The sequence below is a fragment of the Sphaerisporangium sp. NPDC049457 genome, from assembly GCF_055586705.1.
In genome coordinates this window covers 245255-267274 of the sequence record NZ_JBVJHR010000008.1, presented here as the reverse complement: position 1 = coordinate 267274, position 22020 = coordinate 245255, and the positions used below count along the sequence as shown (strand labels likewise).

Here is a 22020-nt window from a genome sequence, read left to right as displayed (position 1 = left end):
GGGCGTGATGGTTTCCCGCTGCTCGGCGTCGTGCATGTATATTTTCCGTACATAAGCGGACATAAACGGAAGATATTTAACTGACGGAGGGATGGGGCGGTATGAGGGCCTTTCCGCGGGTGCTGTTCGACGAGGCGCACAGCGAGTCCTGGACGATCCGCCGCGAGGTCGCCGAGGCGATCAACCCGGCGCACCCCGACGACAACAGCTACGCCCGCGCCGCGCAGGTGCTGCGCGGCCTCGGCCACACCGTCACGGCGCACATCGAGGGCCCGGTCACCCCGGCCGTGCTGAACGCCCACGACGTCTTCGTCGTCGCCCACCCCTCCGCCGACCGCTGGGAGCGCACCACCGGCCTCGGCAGCCCCGCCTTCCCCGCCGAGGAGATCGACGCCATCGAGCGGTACGTCTCCGCGGGCGGCGGCCTCGTCGTGCTCGCCGAGTGCGAGCAGGAGAAGTACGGCAACAACCTCGCCGACCTGCTGGCCCGGTTCGGCGTCGGCGTCGAGCACGCCACCGTCCAGGACCCGGGCAACTCCTACAACGGCGTGGCCACCTGGGTGCTCGGCGTTCCCGCGCCCGGCGCGGGGGAGGACCTGACCGCCGGCGCCCGCGAGGCGTGCTTCTACCGCGCCGGCGTGCTCACCCCGCCCGCGGACGCGACCGTCCTGTTCCAGACCTCCCCCTCCGCCGACCCGGCCGGACGGGCCCTCGCCGTGGCCCTGCGGCACGGGGAGGGCAGGGTGGTCGTCTTCGCCGACTCCGACCTGTTCGGCGACGACTCCATCGACGACCTGCGGCACTCCCGGCTGTGGGCCAACGTCGTCACCTGGGCCGCGCGCGTCCCGGCCGGCGCCGGCGGCACGGACGCGGCCGACCCCGACTTCGCCGCGCTGAAGGCCGCCATCGAGGAACTGCGCCCCCTCACCGCCAAGGACGGCTCGGTGGCCGACGCCGCGGCCGCCTCGCCCATCGTCGACCGCGTCGCCGCCGGAGTGGAGAAGCTCGCCCCGCGCTTCCCCCACGACCGGGACTACCTCGCCGCCGTCCTCGCCGACCTGCGCGAATGGCAGGCGTCCGGATTCGGCGTGCCCGACTTCCTCGACTCGCTCGACGCCTTCCACCCCGACACCCAGCGGGTCGACGGACTGGAGCACCTGGTCGTCTTCCCGATGTACACCCAGAACGGCAACCCGGCCCGCAACCTGGAGGCCGTCTGGATCCGTACGGTGTGGCCCGACTGGCTCGCCGCGCTGGAGCGCGAGCAGTACGACAACCCCATGTTCGTGCCGATCAGCTTCGTCGACTTCACCGCCGGCTACGACACCAACAGCGCGGTGCTGTTCCCCGAGACCGTCGCGGTCCGCGAGACCCCGCCGCGGTTCACCTGGGGCGCCATCTTCTGCGACCGCGAGGCCGCCCGGTTCCGCAGCGTCAGCCGCGCCGCCGCCGAGACCCTCAAGCTGGCCCTTCCGCCGGACGCCGCCCGGCTGCTGGACAGCCAGGAGCTCGCCCAGGACACCTTCGTGCTCTGGGACCTCGTGCACGACCGTACCCACAGCCACGGCGACCTGCCCTTCGACCCGTTCATGATCAAGCAGCGCATGCCGTACTGGCTGTACTCGCTGGAAGAGCTGCGCTGCGACCTCACCGCGTTCGGCGAGGCCGTCGCCCTGGAGGAACGGGGCGTGCCGCACGCCCGGTACGTGCAGTACGCGATCCTGTTCGACCGGCTGTTCCGCTTCCCGATCACCGGCGAGCGGGTGCGCAACTACGACGGACTCGGCGGCCAGCTGCTGTTCGCCTACCTGCACCGCAACGACGTCGTCCGCTGGACCGACAACCGGCTCTCCATCGACTGGGACCGCGTCGCCGGCTGTGTCGCCGACCTGCGCGGCCAGGTCGAGAAGCTCTACCGCGACGGCATCGACCGCTCGAAGCTGGCCCACTGGCTGGCCGCGCACCAGCTCGTCGCCGCCTACGTCGCCCCGCACCCGGCGTCGGTGTGGCACCGCGGCGCCGACGCCCTGCCGGTCGAGGGCTTCCCGAAGGCCGTGGTCGACGCGGTGCTGCCCGACGAGTTCCCCCTGAGCATGTTCTACGAGGCCCTGCGTCGTAAGCTTTCCGGAGTCATCGAGGCGACGAAGGGAATCCGCGCGTGAGCCGTAGCGACGAGGGCCGGGCGGCGAGCAGGGTCGTGGTCGTCGCCGGGGCCGGCGGGCCGAGCGGCCGGGCCGTCACGGCGCGGCTCGCCGCGCGCGGCGACACCGTCATCGGCCTGGCCAGGCACGCCTCCGACGGGGTGCGCGCGGTCGACCTCACCGACGGCGACGCCGTCCGCGAGGTGGCGGGTGACATCCGGCGCGAGCACGGCCGGGTCGACGGGGTCGTCCACCTCGTCGGCGGCTGGCGGGGGTCCAAGACCTTCGCCGACACCGACCTCGCCGACTGGGACGCCCTGCACGAGCTGCTCATCCGCACCCTGCAGAACGTCACGCTGGCCTTCGAGCCGCTGCTGCGCGCGAGCGACGATGGACGCTTCGCCATCGTGTCCGCCAAGGCCGCCCAGGCGCCCACCCAGGGCGGCGCCGCCTACGCGGCGGCCAAGGCGGCCGCGGAGGCCTGGACGCTCGCCATGGCCGACGCGCTGCGCGACACCCACAGCGCCGCCACCATCCTGGTGGTCAAGGCACTGGTCCACGACGGCATGCGCGAGGCGAGCCCCCACAGGAAGTTCCCCGGCTTCACCGACGTCGACGACCTGGCCGCCGCCGTCGCCGGGCTGTGGGACCGACCGGCGGGCGAGGTCAACGGCGTCCGGCTGGACCTGACGACGTGACCGCCGCACACGAGCACGGCCCCGGGCGGGCGCAGGAGCACCCGGCCGGGGCGCGGCGGCGCCACGACCCCGAGGTCAGGACGTTCGCCAGCGACAACTACGCGGGCGTCCACCCGGAGGTCCTCCAGGCGATCGCCACCGCCAACGGCGGCCACCAGATCGCCTACGGCGAGGACGTCTACACCGAGGCGCTCCAGCAGATCTTCCAGCGGCACTTCGGGCCGGACGCCCAGGCGTGGCCGGTGTTCAACGGCACCGGCGCCAACGTCGTCGGCTTGCGGGCGATGACCGCGCCCTGGGAGGCCGTCATCTGCGCCGAGAGCGCCCACGTCAACACCGACGAGGGCGGCGCGCCCGAGAAGATGGCCGGGCTCAAGCTGCTCACCGTCCCCACGCCCGACGGCAAGCTCACCCCCGAGCTGGTCGACCGCCAGGCGTGGGGCTTCGGGGACGAGCACCGCGCCCAGCCCAGGGTCGTGACGATCACCGAGAGCACCGAGCTCGGCACCGTCTACACCCCCGAACAGATCTCCGCGCTCTCGGCGCACTGCCGCGAGCTCGGCCTGCTGCTGCACCTGGACGGATCACGCCTGATCAACGCCGCGGCCGCGCTGGACGTGCCGCTGCGGGCGCTCACCACGGACGCCGGGGTGGACGTGCTGTCCTTCGGCGGCACCAAGGGCGGGCTGATGTTCGGCGAGGTCATCGTCGTGCTGAACCCGGCGGCCGTCCGCGGGCTGATCTACCTGCGCAAGAGCTCGATGCAGCTCGCCTCCAAGATGCGCTTCGTGTCGGCGCAGTTCGAGGCCCTGCTCGCCGGAGACCTGTGGCTGCGCAACGCCCGCAACGCCAACGCCATGGCCGCGCGCCTGGCCGCCGCGGTGCGAGACCTCCCCGGGGTCACCGTGACCCGGGCCGTGGAGGCCAACGCCGTCTTCGCCGTCCTGCCCCGCGAGGTCGCCGACCGGGTGCGCAAGCGTTTCCGCTTCTACACCTGGAACGAGGCCACCGGAGAGGTCCGCTGGATGACCGCCTTCGACACCACCGAGGCCGACGTCGACGCCTTCGCCGCCGCCATCGCCGAGGAACTGCGATAGAGCAGTGTTTTTTTGCCTCGCTGCGCTCGGCGGGCTCAGGGCACGGCGTGGGGTCAGGGCTTGGCGTTGCGGGCGGTGAGGAGTTCGGTCATGTAGGCGATCTCGCTGTCCTGGGTGTCCACGATGTTCTGCGCCATCGCGCGCACCTCGTCGCGGCTGGACAGCTTGAGCACCGCCTTGGCCATGTCCACTCCGCCCCGGTGGTGGCGGATCATGAGCTGGAGGAAGAGGATCTCCGCGTCCTCGCCCTTGGCGTCCTTCAGGCGCTTCAGCTCGTCGGGGGTCGCCATGCCGGGCATCGCCGCGGCGCCGTCCGCGCCCGTGGGCGCACCGGTGGCCGAGCCGCCGTGCCCGTGTCCCGCCATCCACGCCATCGCGGGCTGGGAGCCCGCCTGATTCAGGCCCCACTGCTGCAGCCATCCCATGAAAATTCCACGCTGGGCCGTCTGGGTCGTGATGATGTCGTAGGACAGGCCGCGGATGCCGGGATCGGTGCTGACCTCCCGCACGGCGAAGCTCATCTCGACCGCCTGCGCGTGGTGAACCGCCATGTCACGCGCGAAACCGGCCTCGGGGGAGGCGTCACCCGGCGGCGCCGAGCGCCCCAGGAGCAGGAACATGACGACGGCCGTCACCGCGCACGAGATCAGCGCGACGAGGACCGTGCGGAAGCGAGAGTTGACCATAGCCAGCCAAGAATAGTGATCGTCCTGGGCGTTGAACGCAAACGTTATTACCTACCCACTATCCTCCACATAAGTATCGGCAGCTTGAACACACACGTCCTGAACAGCCGTTGGAGGAGACACGATGGGCAAGGAGAGGACGCAGGCACGGCGGGAGCATCTCGCCCAGCTGCGCGCCGCGCAGAAGCGCAAGGAACGGCGCACGGCGATGCTCATGTGGGGTGTCGGCGCCTTCGTCATCGTCCTCGTGGTCGGCCTGGTCGGCTTCTACGTCATCAAGGAGAACGCGGCCACCTCGCTGGAGGGGGTCAAGACCTTCTCCTACAAGGGCTCGCAGCACACCTCGATCAAGGTCAACTACAAGGAGAACCCGCCGGTCGGCGGTGAGCACAACCCGCAGTGGCAGCAGTGCGGGCCCTACGACGCGCCGATCAACGCCGAGAACGGCGTGCACTCCATGGAGCACGGCTCGGTCTGGATCACCTACCGGCCCGACCTGCCCAAGGCGGAGGTGGACAAGCTCAAGGCGCTCGTCACCTCCGACTACATCCTGCTCAGCCCCTACCCGGGCCTGCAGGCGCCGGTGGTGGTCAGCTCCTGGAACCACCAGCTCACGCTCAAGGGCGCCGACGACCCCCGTCTGCCCAAGTACATCACCAAGTACAAGCAGAACCCGAGCACGACGCCCGAGTACGGCGCCACCTGCACCGGCCAAGGCAGCACCTCCGCGCTCGCCGCGGACAACCCGCTGCCCACCACCTCCCCGTCCCCGGCACCGAGCGGTTCGGCGGCCCCGACCGCCTCGGACGCTCCCATGCCGAGCGCCACGCCCAGTTCCTGACCGTCCGTTCCGTCCCCCGGGCGGCCGCGCGCCGTACGGCCCCACGCCGTAGGCCCGCGCGCCCGCCCAGGGGTGCGGTCACTCCAGGACGTTCTCGGGGTCCACGGCTTCCAGCGCGTGGGCCTCGCCCACCGGCCGGCTGGTGAGGATGCCCGCGTGGGCGTTGAGCCCGAGCGCCAGCGCCGGGTCGTCCCGCAGCGCCTCCCGCCAGCCCTTGTCGGCGATCGCCAGGGCGTAGGGGATGGTGACGTTGGTCAGCGCGTACGTCGAGGTGTGCGGCACGGCCCCCGGCATGTTGGCCACGCAGTAGAACACCGAGTCGTGCACCCGGTAGGTCGGATGGGCGTGGGTGGTCGGCCGGGAGTCCTCGAACGCCCCGCCCTGGTCGATCGAGATGTCGACCAGCACCGACCCCTCCTTCATCCGCGCCACCATCTCGTTGGTCACCAGCTTGGGCGCCTTGGCCCCCGGGACCAGCACCGCGCCGATCACCAGGTCGGCGTCCAGGACGGCGCGCTCGATCTCGTAGGTGTTGGAGGCGACGGTCTGCAGGTGCCCCCGGTAGATGGTGTCGGCCTGACGGAGCCGGTCGATGTTCTTGTCCAGGAGCAGGACCTCCGCCTGCATCCCGAGCGCGATCGTCGCGGCGTTCATGCCGGTGACCCCGGCGCCCAGCACCACCACCTTGGCGGGATAGACCCCGGGGACCCCGCCCATGAGCACGCCCCTGCCGCCGCCCTGCCGCATCAGGTGGTACGCGCCGACCTGTGGCGCGAGACGTCCCGCGACCTCCGACATGGGCGCGAGCAGCGGCAGTGCGCCGTTCGCCGTCTGCACGGTCTCGTAGGCGATCGCGGTGACGCCGGACTCGAGTATCGCCAGCGTGAGCTTCCGGGACGCCGCCAGGTGAAGGTAGGTGAACAGGACCTGGCCCTGACGCATCAGGGGGTACTCCGAGGCGATGGGCTCCTTGACCTTGAGGATCATGTCGCCTTCCCGCCAGACCTCCTCGGCCGAGTCGAGGATCTCCGCGCCCGCCGCCCTGAAGTCCTCGTCCGGGATCGAGGAGCCCGCGCCCGCGCCCCTCTCGATGAAGACCAGGTGGCCGTGGCGGACCAGTTCGTTGGCCCCCGCGGGGGTGAGGGCGACGCGGTGCTCGTGGTCCTTCACCTCTCGGGGTATTCCGACCTTCATGAGATCCTCCTTGGACCCGGGGCGGGCGGATCGCCCTCTCCGTCTTCCGTGACCGGCTTCCTCGTGCCGCGTCCGGCTGCCGTGGGGGGTTTCCTGTTCGCGTTCGCCGACCGGCCCCTGTGACGCCGGTACGCCGTGACCGGCCCGCGTGTTGTGATTGGGAAAGCACTGCCCAGGAGCGCCTCCGGCTCACCCGGGCCCGCCTGCCCGCCGCCGCCGGCCGTCGACGGCCATCGGGGTCCCGGGCCGCCGGGATACCGGAGTGATCCAGGCGCACGGGCGAATTGTCAGGTTATCTTCAGCGTAGGACCCTCTCCTCGATGCTCATCCTGCGCGGTTAGCTCGTACGCGCGAGCCTCGATAGGCTCGGCCGAGCGATGTCAGACGCCGAACATCAAGGGCGGCCCCCCGTCCTTGAGAGCGGGGTGATGTCAAAGGGGTGAGGATGCGTAACCGTCCGGCGGCCGGCGATCACGGTGATCCGGCCGGCGTGCTGCCGGGTCTCGCCGATCCGCCTCCGGCCGACCCCGCAGATGAGCTGCGGGTCACCGTCGAGTCCCGGCTCGCGATGGACGATCCGGAGGAGCCCGAGGGCCCTGAGCGGTCGCTGTTCACCGATGCGCCATCGGCCGAGGACGGGCTGCCGCCCGCCGGCGATGGCGATCCGCCCCCGCCGCCGGGCTCCGGAGGCCCGCCCCCTGGACCCGGAGGACCGTCCACGCCCGGCGGTCCGCCGCCCGGGCCCGCGCGGGCCGGGCGCGCCACCACCATCGCGCTGATCGCCGGGCTGTTCGTGGCGATCGTCGTCACCGGCGTCCTCGGCACGATCGCCGTGCTGATGACACGGCAGCCGGACCTGCCGCTCGGCGCCGACCCGCCGAGCCGGCTCGCCACGCCCATCCATTTCGCCCCCGTCACGGGGGTGCGCGCCGCTCCGTGTCCCGGCGCGGAGGCGGTGCTCGACGACGCGGGGACCACGTGTTACCAGGTCGGCCGGGGCGTCACCGTCACGTCAGTGATCAAGGTCACCAGCGTCCCCGATCGGGACGGCACCTACTCCGTGCGCATCGTGACGGCGCCCGACAGCCGCTACCGGCTCGCCGCCCTCATCGAGGACACCCTCAAGCAGCAGCTCGCCGTCGTGGTGGACGACAAGGTCGTCACCGCTCCGCGGGTGGCCCAGCCCATGACCGAGGACAGCCTGAGCATCGCGGGGCTGTCCAAGGAGACCGCGGACGCGCTCGTGTCCCGCCTCCTCGGCACCTCCGGCGCGGTCCCCGGCACCGCCGTTCCCACCCCGTCGGTCCCCACCCCCGGCGCCGACTGCCCGTCCACCCCACCACCCGGCACCGGCACGACCGGCAACCCGGGCAACCCCGGCACCGGCAATCCCAGCAATCCCGGCACGGGCCCGACGGGCGACCCTGGCACGGGTACCACGGGCAACCCGGGCAGCGGCACCACCGGCAATCCGGGCACGGGCGGCGCCACGCCTGACCTGGGCACGGGCGGAACGATCGGCGACCAGGGCTCCGGAGTGCTCGGCGGCTCCGCCACCTGCCCGCCCGGCTCCGGACCGGCCGGCGGACCCACGGCGCCGGCGTCCAGCGCCTCCGCCTCGCAGCCGGGCTCCGTGCCCCTCGTCCCTCCGTCCGCGACGCAGACTCCCGGCGCCGGCACTCGAACCGCACCGGCGAGTCTGGGGGCGGGCGTTCCGAGTGCCCGCGCCACCGGCGTCTCCGCACGCGACTCCGGCCGCACCCCCGACCCCCGCTTCCCCAGTTGCAAGCAGGCCCACGCGGCCAACTACGGCCCCTACACCAAGGGCGTCCACCCCGAGTACGAGTGGTACGTCGACGGCGACCACGACGGCGTGGCCTGCGAACGCGGCGACATAACCTGACCCACCCCCGACCGGGCCGGGAACCGGCGGCCACCGGGGTGGTCAGTCAGTGGGGGAGGGCTATGTCGTGGGGGCGGATGGGGACGCGGGGGAGGGGGAGGCCGGTGGCGGCGCGGACGGCGGCGGCTATGGCCGGGGTCGAGGACAGGGTGGGCGGTTCGCCCGCGCCGCGCAGGCCGTACGGCGCCGCCGGGTCGGGATTCTCCATGATCGACAGCTTCATGGGCGGCATGTCGAGGATGGTGGGGATCAGGTAGTCGGTGAACGACGGGTTCAGCACGCGCCCGTCGCGCACCTGGATCTCCTCCATGAGCGCCAGCCCCAGCCCCTGCGCGGAGCCCCCGTGGATCTGCCCTTCGAGCGCCGGCGGGTTGAGGATCCTCCCGACGTCCTGGACGGCGGCCAGCTCGACGACCTTTACCAGGCCGAGCTCCACGTCCACGTCCACGACCGCGCGGTGCACGCACAACGCGAGCTGGGTGTGGGAGTCGCCCTGACCGGTGAGCGGATCCATCGGGTAGGTCGGCCGGTGGCGGTACTGCCGGGTCTCCTCGACGGGTCCGTGCTCGCGCAGCAGTTCCTCCAGCGTGCGACCCGGTTCCTCGGCGCGCAGCGCGACGAGGCGCTCGCGCACGGCCTCGCACGCCGCCTTTACCGCGCCGCCGGTCACGTACGACTGCCGGGACGCCGAGCTGGAGCCGGCCGACCCGACCGAGGTGTCGGCCGGAGCGACGGTCACCCGCCGGACGCCGAACTCCGCGAGCTCGGTGCGGGCGATCTGCGCCTGCACGGTGACCAGGCCCTGCCCCACCTCGGCGGCGGCGGTGTGCACGAGGACGTGCGGCTCGTCGCCGAGCAGCTCGACCTTGACGCGGGCCGTCGAGTAGTCGTCGAACCCCTCCGAGAAGCAGATGTTCTTGATGCCGACGCCGTACCCGACCCCGCGCCGCACGCCCTCGCCGTGCGTCGTCTGGGCGACCCCGCCCGGCAGTGACCGCAGGTCGGGCGAGCACGACCCGCCGGGCAGCGGCATGGCCGCCAGCTCGCGCAGCATCTCGGCGAGCGGGGCCGGGGAGTCGATGACCTGGCCGGTCGCCAGCCGCGACCCCTGCGAGACGGCGTTGCGCAGGCGGATCTCCACCGGGTCGAGCCCGCACGCCTCGGCGAGCCGGTCCATCTGCGACTCGTAGGCGTAGCACGCCTGCACCGCGCCGAAACCGCGCATCGCCCCGCAGGGCGGGTTGTTGGTGTACGCGCCGTAGGCGTCGATCGCGATGTTGGGCACCTCGTACGGCCCGACGCCGAGCGAGGCCGCGTTGCCGACGACGGCGAGCGAGGAGGAGCAGTACGCCCCGCCGTCCAGCACTATCTCGGCCTTGACGTAGACCAGCCTGCCTTCGCGGGTGGCGCCGTGCTCGTACCGCATGCGGGCGGGATGCCGGTGGACATGGCCGAAGAACGACTCCTCCCGGCCGTAGACGAACTTGACGGGCCGGCCGGTGCGCAGGGCGAGCATGCTCGCGTGGATCTGCATGGACAGGTCCTCGCGGGCGCCGAACGCGCCTCCGACGCCGGCCAGCGTCAGCCGCACCTTGTCCTTGGGCAGGCCGAGGCAGGGGGCGATCTGGTCCTGGTCGACGTGCAGCCACTGCGTCGCGACGAACAGGTCGACGCCGCCGTCCTCGGCGGGGACGGCCATCCCGGACTCGGGCCCGAGGAACGCCTGGTCCTGCATCCCGACCTCGTACTCGCCGGTGACGACGACGTCCGCCGACGGCGGGACGCTCCCGACGCGCACCGGCTGGTGGCGCACCAGGTTGCCGCCGGGCAGGACATGCGGGCAGCCGGGGTCGAACAGGGCGCGGCGCGGGTCGGTGACGGCCTCGCGCGGCTCGTACTCGACGACGACGGCCGCCGCCGCGCGCCGCGCGGTCTCAGGGTGGTCCGCCGCGACGACCGCGACCGGTTCTCCCTGGTAGCGGACCTGGTCGATGGCCAGCACCGGCTGGTCCTTGTGCTCCAGGCCGTAGAAGCGCTCGCCGGGGACGTCCTCGTGGGTGAGCACGGCGTGCACGCCGGGGATCGCGAGCGCGGGGCCGATGTCGACCGAGCGGATCCAGGCGGAGGGGTGCGGGCTGCGCACCGTGGCGCCCCACAGCATGCCCGCCAGGTACAGATCGGAGGAGTAGGCGAACTCCCCGGTCACCTTGAGCATGCCGTCCGGCCGGGCGGCGCCTGCGCCGACGCCCTGCTCCAGGCTGCGGCCGCGTGCGGTCTGGGTCACACCGGCAGTACATCAGCCCAGTTCAAGACGTCCAATAGGCGCGGCGGCGAAACGCCGGGCACGGGCCGGGCGATGAGTTGGAGGTTCGTCCAAATCGAGTGGTTAGCTTGGTAGGTGCGCATACGTGAACTGATCGCGATGGACGGCCTCCATCTCACGCTGCTGTCCGACGCGCGGCATCTGGACCGGCGGTTCACCGGCGCGCACATCACCGACCTGCCCGACCCGGGGCGCTACCTGTCCGGTGGCGAGCTGGTGCTGACCGGCCTGATGTGGCGCCGCGACCCTGAGGACTCCCTGCGGTTCGTCCAGGCCCTGGCCAAGGCGGGGGTCGCCGCGCTGGCCGCCGGGCGGGCGCTGCTCGGGCACGTGCCCGGCGACCTGGTCGAAGCCTGCCAAAAGTACGACCTTCCGCTGCTGGACGTGCCGGTCGAGGTCTCCTTCCGCACGCTGAGCGAGGCGGTCGAAGCGGTCGAGGGGCGTGCGGGCGGCGGGGGAGCGGGTGACCTGCGGGGAGCGCTCGGCCGCCGGCGCCGCATCGTCGCGACCATCGCCGAGGGCACCGATCTGGACGAGCTGTTCGCGATGATCGCCCAGGAGCTCGGCATCACCGGCGCGGTGGTCTCGGCGAGCGGCGCCGTCGTCGCGGGACGGCTGGAGGGCGAGCTGCCCGCCCGCCTCGCCCGCGAGTTCCTGTCGGCCGCCCGCCTGCCCCACCTGGTGCGCACCCCGCAGGGGCCGTTCACGCTGTTCGCCGTCGACCGGTCGCACCGGGCGGCCGGGTGGGCCCTGGTCCTCGGCTCCGACCTGACCGACCACGCCGACACCGGGTTCGAGCTCGCGGCCTACGTCGCGCTGCAGCGGGGCCGCACCGAGGAGGGCCGCAGGGTGGAGCGGCGGCTGGCCGAGGAGCTGATCGGGCTGGCGGTCGCCGGAGCCGAGAGCGCGCCCGAACTGGCCGCCCGGCTGCGCACCTGCGGCATCGGCGCCGAGGAGCCGTACGTCGTGGTGACGGCCGCCGTCGTCAGGCCCGGCGCCACCGACGGGCCCGACCCCGCCGCGCTGGGCGGTCAGGTGCTGGAGGAACTGCTGGACCGGCGGGTCGTCGCCGCTCCAGGGGCGGACGGAGCCCTGGCCCTGGTGCCGCTGCGCGTCGTCGAGGCGCTCGCGATCTCAGCCCCGGACAGCCGGGACGAACCGCGAGTCAGGTCCGCTGCCGAATCGATGCACACTCATCCGCAAGTGCGCCCGCAAGTGCATGGGCAAATGCACGCTCATGTGCAAGCATTGGTACACGCGTTGAGGGAACGTGTGACGGCCCTCTCGGCCGGGATGCCGAGAGCGCAGGTGGCCATGGGCGTCAGTGCCCTGGTCACCGGCGCCACAGGCATCCGGGGCGGTGCCGAGGAGGCCGGTCATGCACGGCGTCTGGCGGAGGCGCGGGGCGGAGGGGTGGTGACAAGTGACGAGATCTATACGCACGCCTTGCTGCTCGCCACCGTCCCCGCCGAGGTCCGTAGGTCCTTCTCCGACCGCATCCTCGTGCCGCTGTTCGAATACGATCGGCGGCACCGGTCGGAGTTGGTCCGTACGCTGGGTGTCTTCCTGGAGTGCGCCGGTTCGTGGAACAACTGTGCTGAACGTTTGCACGTGCACGTGAACACGGTGCGCTATCGCATCCGGCGGGTCGAGGAGCTCACCGGACGTGATCTCGGTTCGATGGCGGACCGAGTGGATCTTTTCCTTGCGCTACGTGCGAACTGAATATCGAGTGAGCGGTTCAGGAAGTACCGAATGGTTAATCAACAGCAGTATGCGTCCAGGTTGGCGTTCTGCACGGCCGGGGACGCGATGAGGGCCGTACCATTGCCGGTAAAGCTGAAGACCGTCGAAAAAGCAACGGTTAGAGCGAGAAGCGCGAGGCGGCGGCGACGCATGGCTGACTCCTGTCGGTCGGGGCATGTCGGGGCTTACATCTTGAAGGGGTGCCGGTGAGCGGTCAAGATCTTATTGGACAGCGAATCAGATTGACCCGCCGCCAGCGCGGTCTTTCCCAGGCGCAATTGGCACATCCGGAACTGTCGGACAGTTATGTGTCACTCATCGAGAGTGGGAAGCGTACGCCCACCGCGGCCGTTCTGGAACTGCTGGCCGCCAAGCTCGAATGCTCCCTAACGTACCTGATCAACGGTGTCACGGCCGAGCAGATGCAAGATCTCGAACTGCGCCTCGGTTACGCGAGCCTGGCGCTCAACAACGGCGAGGTCGCAGAGGCCAGGCAGCGTTACGCCGAACTTCTCGAAGACGGCAGCCTCACCGGCCTGCGCTCCCTTCTGCAGCAGGCCGAGTACGGCTACGCCCTGGCCAGCGAGGCGTGCGGCGACCTCGACGAGGCGATCAACGTCCTGCTGCGGCTGCGCGAGTCCTCCAGCGACGCGACCAACTCCGACCAGTCCGTGGCGATCGCGGTCGCCCTGACGCGGTGCTACCGCGAGCGCGGCGACCTGGCGGCCGCGGTGCAGGTCGGCGAGGACGCCCTCCTCGGCCCCGGCAGGCCCACCTGGAACGACGCCCTCGTGGAGCTGGGCGCCACCCTGCTCAGCGTCTACGACGTCCGGGGCGACCTGCTGCGGGCCCGGCAGTTCTCCGTGGAGCTGCTGGCCGCCGCCGAGATGCTCGGCACGCCCCGCTCGACCGTCGCGGCCTGCTGGAACGCCGCCATCGTCGCCCAGCGCACCGGCCGCAACGACGAGGCGCTGTCTCTGGTCGAGCGCGCGCTCGCCGTCCAGTCCGAGACCGGAGAGGCGCGCAACCTCGCCCGCCTTCGCCTCGAGTACGCCATTCTCCTGCTCCGCACCCGCCCCTCGGAGGCCGCGGCCTGCCGGGACATCCTGCTGCGCGCCGAGCGCGAGCTGACGTCCACCTCCGCGAGCACCGTCGACCAGGCCATCGTGGCGATCTACCTGGCCAAGGCCGAGCTCGTGCTCGGCAACGCCGCGAAGGCCGCCGAGCACGCGCGCCGGGGCAGAGACCTGCTGGACGACCGCACCAGGTCGCGGCTCGACGAGGCGCGCCTCGTCCTGGCCAGCGCGCTCCTGCTGCTCAACGACGCGGCCGAGGCGACCGTCGAGCTGCTGGCGGTGGAGGAGTCGCTGGAGCACTCGCCCGCGTCCCGCAAGGCGGCCGAGGGATGGCTGGCGACGGCCACGGTGCTGGAGCGGCTGGACGACCGCGAGGACGCCAGCGTGGCCGCCTACCAGCGGGCCCTCGCCTGCGCCGGCCTCTGAACAGAAGGGCCCGCGCCCTTGTCCCGCCCGGGCGGGACAAGGGCGTCCGGCGCCGCGCCGCGGTTCTCCGGCCGCGCCGCGGTTTCACACTTGCGCCACGGTTGTCCACAGGTGGCGACGCGCGGTGAGGACCGGGCTCTCACGTGAGTAGCCTTAGGGTGCTATGAGGACTTCCCCGCTCGCCGCCGCGATGGCGTTCCTGGTCGCCGTCGTCATGGGCACGGCCTTCGCCGCCCCCGCCCTGGCCCACACGGCGCTCAAGAGCAGCAACCCTGAGAAGGGGGCCACGGTCAAGAGCCTCGACAAGGTGACGCTCACGTTCACCGAGTCCGTGCGCTTCCCCGTGGTGCTCGTCCGTGACTCCGCCGGTCAGGAGCACCACGACGGCAAACCCAAGCTGGACGGTCCGACGGTCACCCAGAAGGTCGCCGGTTCGCTGCCCGCCGGGAAGTACACCATCGCCTGGCGGGTGGTCTCCGACGACGGCCACCCCGTCGAGGGCGAGATCCCCTTCACGGTGCAGGCTTCCGAGTCGAGCGCGTCGCCCGGCGAGTCCTCTCCGGCCGGCGCTCCGTCCGCCTCCTCGCAGCCGGCCGCGACCTCCGCCTCGCCTGATGGGGCGGCCGCCACGAGCGAGCAGCCCGGCGCCTCCACCCCGGTCTCCCAGCAGGGCGACCAGGGCGGCGGCATGCCCACCTGGGTGTGGATCGTCATCTTCGGCCTGGCCGGCATCGGCATCGGCATGGCCCTCACCCTGCGGAAGAAATCGTGAGCAAGACCCTCCGCCTCGCCGTCGCGGGGACGTGCGCAGCGCTCGGCGCGCTGGCCGTCGCCATGGTCGTGGGGGGCGCGGCCACGCCGCGCGTGATCCCCGGCCTGCCCGACGAGGGCACCCTCACCCGCTGGGCGCTGCCGGTGTCCAAGCTCGTCATGGACACCGCGGGCCTGCTCGGCGTCGGGCTGCTGCTCATGGCCGCCGCGCTGCTCCCGAGCGACAAGGGCCTGCTCGGCAAGCCCGCCCTGACGTATGTCAGGGCCGCCTCGTGGGCGGGCCTGCTGTGGGCGGCGTCCGCCGCCTCCACCCTGGTCTTCAGCCTCTCCGAGACCCTGGGCAGCCCCATCGGCGACGTCCTCGGCGGCGACGAGCTGACCAGCTACGCCAGCCAGGTCCCGCAGGGCATCGCCCTGACCCTCGTCGTGCTGTTCGGCACGGCCATCGCGCTGTTCTCGCGCGGCGCGATCACCGTCGGCGCCGCCGGCGGCCTGCTCACCCTGTCCCTGGTGACGCTGCTGCCGCCGGCGCTCACCGGCCACTCGGCCTCCGCGCCCAACCACAGCCTCGCCACCACCAGCGTCGCCCTGCACCTGCTGGTGCTCGCGCCGTGGGTGGGCGGGCTCCTGCTGCTCTGCGCGCACGCCCTGCGGCGCGGCCCCCATCTCGACCTGGCGGCGCGGCGCTTCTCCCGCATGGCGCTGTGGTGCTTCATCGGCGTGGGCCTGTCCGGCCTGTTCAGCGCGCTCAGCAGGCTGACGTCGATCGGCGACCTGTTCACCAGCTCCTACGGCCTCATCCTCGTGGCCAAGATCGCGGCCTTCGCCGCGCTCGGCGTGATCGGCCGGTGGCATCGCGGCCGCACGCTGTCGGCGCTGACCGCCGGGCGGCCGGGCGCCTTCACCCGGCTCGCCGCCGCCGAGGGCATGATCATGCTGGCGGCCGTCGGCCTGGCGGTCGCGCTCTCGCGCACCGCCCCGCCGCCGCTCGACCTGCCCGTCGACCGCGCCTTCGAGCTGCTGGGCTATCTCGTCCCGCCGCCGATCTCCGTGGCCAACCTCGCCACGCTGTGGTGGTTCGACCTGTTCTTCGCGGTGATCGCCGCCCTGCTGGCCGGTCTGTACGGGGCGGGCGCCGTCCGGCTGGCCCGCCGCGGAGACCACTGGCCCGTCGGCCGCACGATCAGCTGGGGCGTCGGCGTGCTGCTGCTCGTCCTCGCGACCCAGAGCGGCATCGCGCGCTACGCCCCCGTGCTGTTCAGCGTGCACATGACCGAGCACATGATCCTGTCGATGCTCGTGCCCATCTTCCTGGTGCTCGGCGCCCCCGTCACCATGGCCCTGCGAGCGCTCAAGCCCGCCGCCCGCCGCGGCGACCGGGGCCCGCGCGAGTGGATCACCGTCATCCTGCACAGCAGGTTCGTCAAGGTCGTCAGCCACCCGGCCATCGCCACGGCTCTGTTCGTCGTCTCCACCTACGCCCTCTACTTCACCCCGCTGTTCGCCGCGGCCATGGAAGAGCACCTCGGGCACATCGCGATGACCGTCCACTTCCTGGTCAGCGGCACCCTGTTCTTCTGGGTGATCATCGGCGTCGATCCGGCGCCGACCAAGCTGCCCTATGTCGGGCGGCTGCTGCTGCTGTTCGTCACCATGCCGTTCCACGCCTTCTTCGGCATCGCGCTGATGAACATGGGCACCCCGCTCGCCGGTGAGTGGTACGACCAGCTCGGCCGCACCTGGGGCGCCAGTGGAGTCGCCGACCAGAGCACGGGCGGGTCCATCGCGTGGGCCTTCGGCGAGATCCCCACTCTCATCGTGCTCATCGCCCTCGCCTTCCAGTGGTACCGCGACGACCAGCGCACGGCCACGCGGGCCGACCGCCGCGCCGACGCGCGCGCCGCCAAGGAGGGCGGCACCGGCGACGCCGAGCTGGACGCCTACAACGACTACCTCGCGCGGCTGAACAAGACCGGCCGCGAGTGACCGCCGGCGCATGATCGTGACGGGCCTCAGTGGATGACCGCGCGCCGCAACTCGGCGACAGGTAGTGAGAAAGGAAAGGTCAGCCGCCTCGGCCGCCGCGCCGCGACCTACCTGCGGGTAGCGTGGCATCAAGGAGTTCGGGCATAAACCCCTAGGGCGGGCTCACGGCAGATCCGCCTCCCGGGGTGGTCTCGCCTCCACTCCGAGCGATTTTTCTCAACCGCTCTTCAAGCACGCGCCGGTAGCGTCCCGCCATCCCATGGGCGGCGACGCGGTGGGGCCGGGATCACGCGGCCCTGAGCGGTGCGCGGCCCAGAAGGGTTGGGGGAGTTGTACGAAGAGTTGCGCATGCGCGGAAAGCGGAGTCTGGCGCGGGCGATCGAGGACTATCTGACGGAATGGTCGGAGCGCACGGGGATCACCGTCGAGGTATGGGCCATGCCCAAAGACGGAGGCGCCGGCCCGGTGACCGGTCCGGTGGCCGACGCCGTCTACGCCGTGGTGCTGGAAGCGCTGGCCAACGTCGAACTGCACAGCGGAGCCCACACGCTCTCCATCGCCCTCACCACGGGGCCCGGCGGGCTGCGGCTCACCATCAGCGACAACGGCATCGGCTTCCCGCCGGGGCGCACCGGCCGCGGCATGGACACGATGAAGCGGCGCTTCAGCGAGGTGGGCGGCACACTGACGATCAACAGCGTCGTCGGCGAGGGCACGACCGTCAGCGGCCACATCTGAGCGCCGCCGGGTGCGGAGGCGAGTCCCGGCCGTGAGTGCGGGGCCCGGGTCAGGGGGCCGGGACGGGGGATGGGCCGGAGGTGTCGGTGGAGCGGGAGATGGTGAGGCGGAGATCCGCGGCCTCCATCGGGGCCGCCTTCGCCGTGAAGAAGACGCCGGCCAGCGCGCCGACGAGTGCCAGGAGGCTCAGAGCAGGGATGTGACCAGGTGTCCTGCGCGGGTCCGTCATCCATGTCCCCTTCCGTGCCGGTGATTCCCGCGGCACGCCACCCGGCTGGAAGCCGGCGCCGCGGCTGACCGGAGATACGCGGCACGGCGCCCGATCGTTCGACCGGCCAGAGACATCGGGCGCGGCGCCCGATCGTTCGACCAGGACGACGCCGGCGGCGGGCAATCAGGACGACGACGGCCGAGGGGGGGCAGGAAGACCACGGCCGGGGGTGGGCAGGACGACGCCGGGTGCGGGCGGTCTGGACGACGAAAGCCGCGGGCGGTCTGGACGACGCCGGGCGCGGGCGGTGGGGCGGTGGGCTGCCGGGTGCTCGGCTCCCGGGTCAGCAGAGGGAGGCGGGGTTCTGCTGGGCGTAGAGGCGGCCGCACTGGCGGATCACGACCTGCGCGCCGTTCGGGTCGACGGTGACCAGCAGGATCGGCCGGTCGAGTGCGTGCCGGCCGTCGGCAGCGCCGTGCAGCTTGACCAGCCCGCTGTCGCCGTCGATCTCCTGGAGCTTCTCCAGCGCGAGCAGCACGCCGGCCCGGTCGACCACCCCCGGTTCGCCGGGCGCGCTCGCCGGGCCGCCCTGTCCGGTGAACGCGACCTGGGCCGCCCGGATGAGCACCTCCGCCGCGTCCTGGGCCTGAACGGCGTACTCCTTGGACGGCAGGTCGGTGCTCGGCAGCCTGCCCATGCCGAGGTCGCCGATCAGCGCGCCGAGCCGGTGGTAGAAGTCGGTCCTGAACTCGGCGGGGACGTTCGCCCACGCGCTCTCGGCGGCCAGCGCCACGTACATCACCCGCACCCGGTTGTTGCGGCCGAGCGTGGGCGCGTAGTCGTTGACGTACTGCGTGATGTCGTCGTTGGCCATCACCGTGAGCCGGTGGCACTGCGATTTGGCGATCGCGTCGATGAAGGTGCCGAACTGCGCGGTACGCCCGGCGTAGTACACCAGGTCTGGCTTGACCGGCTTCGTGCAGACCTGCGTGACCTTCTCCTCCAGCAGGGCGGCGTTGGAGTACTCCACCGGGGTGGCCCCCTTGCCGAAGGCGCTGACGAACCTGGTGCCGAGGTCCTTGGTGAACAGATCGCTCAGCATGGTGTCGGTGAAAACGGCCGCCGTGCGCGCGGGCGGGACTCCCCGCTGAGGGACGCCCTGTCTCGCCCAGCGCGCCGCGGCCTCGGCCAGCAGGCTGTTGGGCGGGGCCAGCGGGAAGTGGGACGGGATGTAGGTGTCGCCGTCGCCGCGCAGCCCGAGATCGTCGTACGTCGAGGTGGTGCTGATCACCGGCACGGCCTTGCGGGCGAGGATCCGCAGGGCGGCCTGGACGTCCTGCCTGCTCTCGCCGAGGCCGACCACGCCGATGACGCTCGGGTCCTCGTCGATCCTGCGCAGCACCCGGCGGGCCACGTCCTGGGCGTACTCGAAGTCGGCGCCCGCGTTGGCGACCAGCACCCGCATCTGCAGCTTGCTGCCGTCGCCGCTGTTGTCGATGAGCCTGCCCTGCGCCAGGGCGATGCCGGCCAGCTCGCCGTGGATGTCGGTCAGCGCGTCGTCCGCCTGGGCGACCGCCCGCCCCGAGGTGGTGAGCTTCCCGAAGTAGATCACCGTCGCGTAGGGGTTGCGCGAGGCGAGGACGGAGCGGTTCTGCTCGTCGATGCGGCCGAGCACGGGCGCCAGCCGCGGGTTGAAGACGAAACCGCCGTCGCTGATGCCCACGCACTCGCCGCTCGCGGTGCGCCAGATGTCCGGGCCGCAGCTGCCGGTGGCCGTCGCGAGGACGCGCGCCAGCGACAGCGCGACCAGGGCGGTCACCGCGACCCACGGCAGAACGGGGTGCGCCAGCACCGGACGCCGCCGGCCGCGGACCGGCACGTGGATCTTCTCCAGGATGGGCGCGTCCTTGGGCTCGGTCTCGATGCGCAGCACGCGGTGGGAGCCGAGGGCGCGGTCCCTGGCCAGTTCCCTTCCCCACTGCCGCCACAGCTCCTCGGTCAGCTCGGGCCGGCCCGTCATGACCGGCGCCGGCGCGCCGCCGGTCCGGACCGCTGGGAGGCCGGCCTGGTCGCCGGCCCCGGTCACGACGACGAGCAGCGGGTCGGACAGGCAGGTGATGGCGCGCACCTCCTCGATGCGCGCCACCAGGGGGTGGCCGTCCCCCTCGGCCAGCAGCACGGGGTAGGAGGTGCGCGCCCAGGCGACCCGACGCCACACCTTCCACAGCCGGCGCTCGTATCCCTGTCGCAGGTCCTCAAGGAAGGCGTTGACCAGGAGGCGTTCGATGCCCTCGTTCGCCTGGACGGCCTCCAGCGTCTTGCGGTCCTCGCCGGGCTCGGCCCCCGTCGCCCACGCCTGCGGGCCGGGCGCGCCCGACGTGCCGGCCGTCGCGGGGTCGTCGGGCACGGCGGCCACCTGGGGCAGCGTCGTCACCTGCGGCGTGACGCCCTGCGGGGCGCCGGCCCGCCGGCTCGGGTGCGGCGGAGGGCCGGATGGCGCCGCGCCCGCGCCGCCGGGAAGGGCTGCCGCGCGGCGGCGGAACTGCAGCAGGCGCACGGCGAAGGTGGTGATGTCGTGCGGCTGGTTGCGGCGCTGGCCGGGCATGAGGAACGGCTGGCGGCGGAACCACCGGTAGCGGCGCCGCCCGGCCCAGTTACGCGACAGCAGCAGAACATGGAACGCTCCGATGACCGGCCCGGCGAGGATCGCGCACACCCCGAAGAGCGTGGTCAGCTGATCGGCCCACCCGGCGCTCAGGATGGCCGTGGCGGCGGCCCAGGCGGGCAGCGGGCCCTCCGCGTAGGCGCGGACGTTCGCCCAGAAGGTGCGCCGGTCCTGGCCCGTGCCCGCGCTGATCTGCCTGCGGCGCTGGCGCACGGCCTTCTTCACGCCGTCGTGCAGGCGGTCGGGCTCGTCCTCGGGCACCTGCAGGTCGAGCATCCACAGCACCTGGGCGAACAACGGGAACCGCAGGTGCGCCTCGCCGGGCGGGGCGACGGCCGCCAGGTCGCGCGTGACCTGGCGGAGCCGCGCCGCGATCGCGGTGTACGGCGGGACCGGGCGCTCCCCGGCCGGCGTGGCCTGCGCCGGTTCCGCGGCGGGCGCCAGGTGGGCGAACGGGGTGCCGTCGCAGCGGGCCTCCAGCGCCTGGACCACCGCGGACGTCGCCGCGTACTGCCCGGTGACCCAGACGACGGGCAGCGGGACGTCCCCGGCGCGCCAGGTGGGCCGGACGCGCATCTGGTCGAAGACGCGCAGGAACTCGCGCACGCCTTCGTGCCGCCGCCGGTAGCTCTCGTCAGGATCGTGCCGCGCGACCGTGCCCGCCTCGCCTCCGGAGGCGGCGCCGGGCATCACGGCCGCCGGCTCTTCCGGACTCGGGGAGGGCGGCGGTGCAGGGGTCACTGGCTCACTCCGGATCGGCAGGGGGTCGAGGCGCTCGCTTTCTGGTCTTTCGAAGGCAGGGGAGAGGTGCGGGGGATCACGGTGGTGTGGCGTCGCCGCCACGCGGCCGTCCCCTGCGGACGGCCGTGCTCGCCGGGCCCGGGGTGGCCCGGCCGCACCAGCATAGGCAGAGTCTCGCCCCGGCGGTCAGAGATCGCGGCGCATGCACACCCGGGGCCAGCGGTCCAGGCCGAGCGCGCGTTCCCGCCTGCGCAGGTCGCGCAGCCCCGGAGTCAGCTCGGCGTCGTCCAGGGACCAGAACCCGCACCGCTGGTAGTAGGGGGCGTTCCACGGCACGCGGGTGAAGGTGATCAGAGTGAGGGCGGGAAGGCCCTCCGCCGTGGCGTAGGCGGCGGCGTGGTCGATGAGCGAGCGTCCCATGCCCCGGCGGGCCGAGGCCGGATGCACCGACACCTGCTCCAGGTGGAGGTTGCCGTCGACCACGTCGGCGAGGAGGTAGGCCACCGGCCGGTCGCCGGCGTCGGCCTTCACCCACGCGCGCCCGGCGCGCTGGTAGCCGGCGAGGACCTCGACGGAGAAGGGCTCGTCCTCCGCGACCGGGGACATGCCGAGGTCGTGGAAGGATCGCCCGGCGGCGCGCTCGATCTCCTGCAGGAGGGGAAGCTCGTCGAGGGCGGCCATACGGATGCTCATCGGCTCATTGTCGCCGCCGTGGCCGCTGGTGAACAGTCGTTTCCGTGCGGTGCGCGCTGCTCGGAGGCGCCGCCCGCGAGGGCG

At 72.4% G+C, this 22020-nt stretch carries 15 protein-coding genes and 1 pseudogene; 10 read left to right on the top strand and 6 right to left on the bottom strand.

Annotated elements, in window-relative coordinates:
• Nucleotides 1-101 precede the first annotated feature (101 nt).
• The 3 genes from ACZ6QO_RS15200 to ACZ6QO_RS15190 are packed head-to-tail and all read left to right on the top strand — an operon-like array spanning nt 102 to nt 3936.
• Nucleotides 102-2162 (top strand): DUF6421 family protein, encoded by a 2061-nt coding sequence (locus tag ACZ6QO_RS15200; protein WP_465851050.1) that lies wholly within the window; start codon nt 102-104, stop codon nt 2160-2162.
• Nucleotides 2159-2839 (top strand): SDR family NAD(P)-dependent oxidoreductase, encoded by a 681-nt coding sequence (locus tag ACZ6QO_RS15195; protein ID WP_465851048.1) that lies wholly within the window; start codon nt 2159-2161, stop codon nt 2837-2839. Before ACZ6QO_RS15200 ends, ACZ6QO_RS15195 begins: the two co-directional genes overlap by 4 nt.
• Nucleotides 2836-3936, top strand: a complete 1101-nt coding sequence (locus ACZ6QO_RS15190; RefSeq protein WP_465851046.1) for a threonine aldolase family protein — start codon at nt 2836-2838, stop codon at nt 3934-3936. The genes ACZ6QO_RS15195 and ACZ6QO_RS15190 overlap by 4 nt, the downstream gene beginning before the upstream one ends.
• 53 nt (nt 3937-3989) lie before the next feature.
• Here ACZ6QO_RS15190 and ACZ6QO_RS15185 read toward each other — a convergent pair whose 3' ends face one another.
• Nucleotides 3990-4622: a DUF305 domain-containing protein gene (locus tag ACZ6QO_RS15185; protein WP_465851045.1), complete on the bottom strand. Its 633-nt coding sequence runs from the start codon at nt 4620-4622 to the stop codon at nt 3990-3992.
• A 124-nt stretch (nt 4623-4746) separates the two neighbouring features.
• Between ACZ6QO_RS15185 and ACZ6QO_RS15180 the strand changes: the two genes are divergently transcribed.
• Nucleotides 4747-5463, top strand: coding sequence for a DUF3105 domain-containing protein (locus tag ACZ6QO_RS15180; protein ID WP_465851044.1), 717 nt, complete (start codon nt 4747-4749; stop codon nt 5461-5463).
• A 78-nt stretch (nt 5464-5541) separates the two neighbouring features.
• Here the strand turns inward: ACZ6QO_RS15180 and ald are convergent, their stop codons facing one another.
• Entirely contained in the window at nt 5542-6657 is a 1116-nt protein-coding gene (ald, locus tag ACZ6QO_RS15175) for an alanine dehydrogenase (protein WP_465851042.1), read from the bottom strand.
• 445 nt (nt 6658-7102) lie between these two features.
• Between ald and ACZ6QO_RS15170 the strand changes: the two genes are divergently transcribed.
• A complete protein-coding gene (locus ACZ6QO_RS15170) occupies nt 7103-8560 on the top strand; it encodes an excalibur calcium-binding domain-containing protein (protein WP_465851040.1) in 1458 nt (485 codons plus the stop codon).
• Between the two features lie 46 nt (nt 8561-8606).
• On the opposite strand, the gene ACZ6QO_RS15165 is transcribed toward ACZ6QO_RS15170, so the two are convergent.
• Nucleotides 8607-10775, bottom strand: a complete 2169-nt coding sequence (locus ACZ6QO_RS15165; protein WP_465851142.1) for a molybdopterin cofactor-binding domain-containing protein — start codon at nt 10773-10775, stop codon at nt 8607-8609.
• A gap of 183 nt (nt 10776-10958) precedes the next feature.
• Here ACZ6QO_RS15165 and ACZ6QO_RS15160 point away from each other — a divergent pair, with 183 nt between their 5' ends.
• The 5 genes from ACZ6QO_RS15160 to ACZ6QO_RS15140 all read left to right on the top strand — a co-directional run bounded on the left by ACZ6QO_RS15160 (nt 10959) and on the right by ACZ6QO_RS15140 (nt 17626).
• A complete protein-coding gene (locus tag ACZ6QO_RS15160) occupies nt 10959-12608 on the top strand; it encodes a PucR family transcriptional regulator (RefSeq protein WP_465851039.1) in 1650 nt (549 codons plus the stop codon).
• Nucleotides 12609-12829: 221 nt separating this feature from the next.
• Entirely contained in the window at nt 12830-14131 is a 1302-nt protein-coding gene (locus ACZ6QO_RS15155; RefSeq protein WP_465851038.1) for a helix-turn-helix domain-containing protein, read from the top strand.
• A gap of 163 nt (nt 14132-14294) precedes the next feature.
• A complete protein-coding gene (locus ACZ6QO_RS15150; RefSeq protein ID WP_465851037.1) occupies nt 14295-14903 on the top strand; it encodes a copper resistance CopC family protein in 609 nt (202 codons plus the stop codon).
• Nucleotides 14900-16888 carry a bifunctional copper resistance protein CopD/cytochrome c oxidase assembly protein gene (locus tag ACZ6QO_RS15145; RefSeq protein ID WP_465851035.1) on the top strand — a complete coding sequence of 663 codons (1989 nt, stop codon included), beginning with the start codon at nt 14900-14902 and terminating at the stop codon, nt 16886-16888. The genes ACZ6QO_RS15150 and ACZ6QO_RS15145 overlap by 4 nt, the downstream gene beginning before the upstream one ends.
• Before the next feature lie 348 nt (nt 16889-17236).
• Complete coding sequence (locus ACZ6QO_RS15140; RefSeq protein WP_465851033.1) at nt 17237-17626, top strand: sensor histidine kinase; 390 nt, start codon at nt 17237-17239, stop codon at nt 17624-17626.
• Between the two features lie 49 nt (nt 17627-17675).
• On the opposite strand, the gene ACZ6QO_RS15135 is transcribed toward ACZ6QO_RS15140, so the two are convergent.
• From ACZ6QO_RS15135 to ACZ6QO_RS15125, 3 genes and pseudogenes are all read right to left on the bottom strand, one after another.
• Nucleotides 17676-17855 carry a hypothetical protein gene (locus ACZ6QO_RS15135; RefSeq protein ID WP_465851031.1) on the bottom strand — a complete coding sequence of 60 codons (180 nt, stop codon included), beginning with the start codon at nt 17853-17855 and terminating at the stop codon, nt 17676-17678.
• Nucleotides 17856-18180: 325 nt separating this feature from the next.
• The gene (locus ACZ6QO_RS15130; protein ID WP_465851030.1) at nt 18181-21243 is read right to left on the bottom strand and encodes a hypothetical protein; all 3063 of its coding nucleotides are present in this window, start codon (nt 21241-21243) and stop codon (nt 18181-18183) included.
• Between the two features lie 186 nt (nt 21244-21429).
• A pseudogene (locus ACZ6QO_RS15125) lies at nt 21430-21981 on the bottom strand (GNAT family N-acetyltransferase); the annotation flags it as partial.
• Nucleotides 21982-22020: the final 39 nt, after the last annotated feature.

Bases quoted from the DNA above. Each gene is read 5' to 3' on its own strand.
- ACZ6QO_RS15180 (WP_465851044.1), top strand. From the start codon at position 4,747: ATGGGCAAGGAGAGGACGCAGGCACGGCGGGAGCATCTCGCCCAGCTG.
- ACZ6QO_RS15135 (WP_465851031.1), bottom strand. From the start codon at position 17,855: ATGACGGACCCGCGCAGGACACCTGGTCACATCCCTGCTCTGAGCCTC.
- ACZ6QO_RS15150 (WP_465851037.1), top strand. From the start codon at position 14,295: ATGAGGACTTCCCCGCTCGCCGCCGCGATGGCGTTCCTGGTCGCCGTC.
- ACZ6QO_RS15165 (WP_465851142.1), bottom strand. From the start codon at position 10,775: ATGCTCAAGGTGACCGGGGAGTTCGCCTACTCCTCCGATCTGTACCTG.
- ACZ6QO_RS15140 (WP_465851033.1), top strand. From the start codon at position 17,237: ATGCGCGGAAAGCGGAGTCTGGCGCGGGCGATCGAGGACTATCTGACG.
- ACZ6QO_RS15185 (WP_465851045.1), bottom strand. From the start codon at position 4,622: ATGGTCAACTCTCGCTTCCGCACGGTCCTCGTCGCGCTGATCTCGTGC.
- ACZ6QO_RS15170 (WP_465851040.1), top strand. From the start codon at position 7,103: ATGCGTAACCGTCCGGCGGCCGGCGATCACGGTGATCCGGCCGGCGTG.
- ACZ6QO_RS15200 (WP_465851050.1), top strand. From the start codon at position 102: ATGAGGGCCTTTCCGCGGGTGCTGTTCGACGAGGCGCACAGCGAGTCC.
- ald (WP_465851042.1), bottom strand. From the start codon at position 6,657: ATGAAGGTCGGAATACCCCGAGAGGTGAAGGACCACGAGCACCGCGTC.